Origin of the sequence: Achromobacter sp., assembly GCF_036567245.1 — a bacterium.
Classification (GTDB): domain Bacteria; phylum Pseudomonadota; class Gammaproteobacteria; order Burkholderiales; family Burkholderiaceae_B; genus Achromobacter.
In genome coordinates this window covers 1-3460 of record NZ_DATCUY010000282.1, presented here as the reverse complement: position 1 = coordinate 3460, position 3460 = coordinate 1, and the positions used below count along the sequence as shown (strand labels likewise).

Below are 3460 nucleotides of genomic sequence, written 5' to 3'. Positions count from 1 at the left end.
TGCGTCAGCTGCAAGGTGGCGGCGCGCCAGGCGGGCACGTCATCGAAGGCCACATCGGGCGCGTCCGAGGACCGGGACTGCGCGTCCGGCCGGTCGAACTGGATCGCGGGCAGGCGCAGGCAGGCGTCCTTGAAGTCCAGTCGCGCCAGCTCACGTCCGTCGCTCATGCGCACCGCGCGGAACGCCATCGGCGTGTCCACGAACTTGGTGATCGCGGGCACGATCTGCAGATAGCCGTCGGCGTCCTTGACCCGCTTGGTGGGCTCGATCTCGATCACGTCCCTGCCTGGAGGCACGGCCAGGTAGGCCACGCCGTCCGCTACGTCCAGCAGCTTGCCCGGACCCAGATTCAGGGCGGCGAGCGGCGCGTGGCGGATCATCACGGTTTCGTTCCAGGACGTCTGGACGCGCGTCCAGCCGGGCAGGCGCGCGTCCTCGTAGCGGGTGGTGGAGATGCGGTCGCGCTCGGGCTTGGCGGACAAGATCAGGCGCTGGACCCGCAGCGCGCCGTTGGCCACGCGCAGCTGCGCCAGCACGGTATTGGCGCTGGAACTGGTGAAATAGGCCAGCACGGCGTCCGTCTCCAGCGCCTTGGCGGTGGATGCGCAGAAAAAGGCACGGGCCTCGATACTTTGGCCGTCGGGATAGAGCAGGGCGCCGACGTCCTTGCCGCATAGCGGCTTGCCCTGGTAGGTGACGGTGGTCGCGCGGGTAGTTTGCCGTTGGCCGGTGTTCCAGTCGCTGCGGCTGCCGGTGGCGGCTTCGACCACCAAGCCATGGTTGTCGTAGATGACCGCCGCGCCCGCAGGCGCGGCAAGCATGCTGAGCAGAAATGCGAGGCTGCGTCGACGCGCCATCGGCGGACTCCCTGGGGTGGCTGGACGGGCCTATATATACCACCGCCAGGGAGATCGCCTTACTGCGGGCCGAGCTTGCGGATCAGGGCGTCCAGCATTTCCAGTTCATCGGGTCGCAGGTCCGTCAGGGGCGCGCGCACCGGGCCGGCATCGTGGCCGACCAACTTGGCGCCGGCCTTGACGATGCTGACCGCGTATCCGGGCACGCGGTTGCGGATGTCGAGGTAGGGCAGGAAGAAATCATCCAGCAGTCGGTTGGTGGTGTTGTCGTCGCCCGCGGCGATGGCGCGGTAGAACTCCATGGCCGTTCTGGGCACGAAGTTGAACACCGCCGAGGAATAGACCGGCACGCCCAGCGCGCGGTAGGCGGCGGCATAGACCTCGGCCGTGGGCAGGCCGCCCAGGTAGGAAAAGCGGTCGCCCAGCTTGCGGCGGATGCGCACCATGGCTTCGATGTCGCCCACGCCGTCCTTGAAGCCCACCAGGTTGGGACAGCGCTCGGCCAGTTGCGCCAGGCTTTCGGCCGACAGGCGGGATTGCGCGCGGTTGTAGACGATGACGCCGATCTTGACGGACTTGCAGACCTGTTCGACGTGCGCGGCGATGCCTTGCTGTGAGGCCTCAGTCAGGTAATGGGGCAGCAGCAGTATGCCTTTGGCGCCCAGGCGTTCGGCCTCCTGCGCATAGGCGATGGCCGTGCGGGTCGGGCCACCTGCGCCGGCCAGGATGGGGACCTTGCCGGCGCAGGTCTGCACCGCGGTGCGGATGACGTCGGCGTACTCTTCCGCCGCCAGTGAAAAGAATTCTCCCGTGCCGCCTGCGGCGAACAACGCGGTCGCGCCGTAGGGCGCCAGCCATTCCAGGCGTTGCGCGTAGGACGTGGCGTTGAAGTTGCCGTTCTGGTCGAAGTCGGTGACGGGGAAAGACAGCAAGCCTTCCGAAACAATCTGCTTGAGTTCCTGCGGGGTGGTCATGTCGCGTTGATCCGTTGGGGCGCCATCGAAGGGGATGAGTCTGCCGGCGGCCTGGTGAAAGAAGATAGTCATCGTACAACATGGAATATGCCGATTCAAGATCGATATCCCAATCAAATTCGCCGGATGATAGGTGCATACCCGATGGCAATAGATTCTTCTTTCCCAAAATATTTTCTTAGTTGTACGATAACTTGAACAAAGCCGGACGTGGTTGGGACGGGTGCGTTTTGAGTCAATCTGGAGATTGGCGCAGGCGCCGGCGCTCGCGGCCGTCCGCCAGACAATCCAGAGGAGACTTCATGAATCCGAGCAAGAGACAGTTCCTGGGCGGCGCTGCGGCGCTTTGCCTGTCGCCGTGGCTACCGGCATGGGCGCAGTCGGGCGACTGGCCGACGCGCGCGGTCCGCATCATCGTGCCTTATCCGCCTGGCGGCTCATCCGACATCATTGCCCGCATCCTGGCGCCGCGCTTGGCCGAAGCCCTGAAGCAGACCGTGGTGGTCGAGAACAAGCCCGGGGCCAACGGCAACCTGGGCGCCGGCCTGGTGGTTCAGGCGGCGCAGGAAGGCCATACCGTGCTGCTGTGCGACGTGGGGGCGCTGGCGATCAGCCCGTCCGTGTACACCAAGCTGTCCTTCGACCCTTCCAAGGACCTGCGCGCGGTCGGCATGCTGGCCTATTCGCCCCACGTGCTGGCCGTGCATCCTGACGTGCCGGCGAAGACGGTGCAGGAGCTGGTGGCCTTGTCGAAGCAGCAGCGCCTGAACTTCGCCGTGACCGCCATCGGCAGCGCGCCGCATCTGGCCGCCGTGGCCGTGCAGCAGGCCACGGGCGCGAAATGGGAGTACGTGCCGTACAAGGGCGGCTCGCAGGCGGTGACGGACACGATAGGCGGGCAGACCCAGGTCATCATGAACGGGTTGCTGGCCACCTTGCCCCACATCAAGGCCGGCAAGCTGCGGCCGATCGCGATCTCCAAGCGTGAACGCATGCAGCTGGTGCCCGATATCCCGACCATCTCCGAACAGGGCGTGGCCGGCTTCGAGTCCGGCACCTGGCAAGGGGTGATGGCGCCCGTCACCACGACTGATCCGGTCGCCATCCGCCTGTCGGAGTTGATGGCGCAAATCGTCAATCAGCCGGACGTGAAGGCGCAATTGAACGAGCAAGGCGCCGAGATCGTCACCCGCAATCCCGCCGAATTGGCGCAATTCTTCAACAGCGAACGCGCCCGCTGGGCCTCGGTGGTGAAAAGCGCGGATATCCGGCTGGATTGAGGCAGAGCCTGCGTGGACAGGCGGTAACGCGAGGGAGCACACTGGAACTGTCCCGCGCCCGTCCAAGCCCCGGCGCGACGCGGGTCGCCAGTCGCGCAATCCTCATCGCGGCATATCAGGGGCAGGGCATGCAGCCATGAAAATCCTATGGGCAGCCGCGCTGCTGGCGGCCTTCTGGGGGTCCGCCGCCGCGCAAGGCGGCGGACCGGCGGTTCCCCAGCCCCCGTCTTCGGCCCGCGTCATACCGGATTCCTGCGTCGGCTCCGCTTGCCCCCGGCTGGTCAATCCGGGCGCCTCGCAGGAACCCTGTCTGGGCACAGGCTGCGCCACCGCCGGCAGGCCGCCCGGC

3 protein-coding genes and 1 pseudogene are annotated in these 3460 nt (G+C 66.4%); 2 read left to right on the top strand and 2 right to left on the bottom strand.

The window, feature by feature from the left end; all coding sequences use genetic code 11:
• The coding region (locus VIR09_RS12535; protein ID WP_332013165.1) for a hypothetical protein at positions 1–857 on the bottom strand (857 nt) is incomplete at its 3' end.
• Between the two features lie 59 nt (positions 858–916).
• Positions 917–1831 carry a 5-dehydro-4-deoxyglucarate dehydratase gene (kdgD, locus tag VIR09_RS12530; RefSeq protein WP_332013164.1) on the bottom strand — a complete coding sequence of 305 codons (915 nt, stop codon included), beginning with the start codon at positions 1829–1831 and terminating at the stop codon, positions 917–919.
• Positions 1832–2133: 302 nt separating this feature from the next.
• Here kdgD and VIR09_RS12525 point away from each other — a divergent pair, with 302 nt between their 5' ends.
• Both VIR09_RS12525 and VIR09_RS12520 read left to right on the top strand, forming a co-directional pair.
• Positions 2134–3111 carry a tripartite tricarboxylate transporter substrate binding protein gene (locus VIR09_RS12525; RefSeq protein WP_332013163.1) on the top strand — a complete coding sequence of 326 codons (978 nt, stop codon included), beginning with the start codon at positions 2134–2136 and terminating at the stop codon, positions 3109–3111.
• A 136-nt stretch (positions 3112–3247) separates the two neighbouring features.
• Positions 3248–3460: pseudogene (locus VIR09_RS12520) on the top strand (hypothetical protein); the annotation flags it as partial.

Coding starts and splice junctions, on each gene's coding strand:
- kdgD (WP_332013164.1), bottom strand. CDS start 1,831: ATGACCACCCCGCAGGAACTCAAGCAGATTGTTTCGGAAGGCTTGCTG.
- VIR09_RS12525 (WP_332013163.1), top strand. CDS start 2,134: ATGAATCCGAGCAAGAGACAGTTCCTGGGCGGCGCTGCGGCGCTTTGC.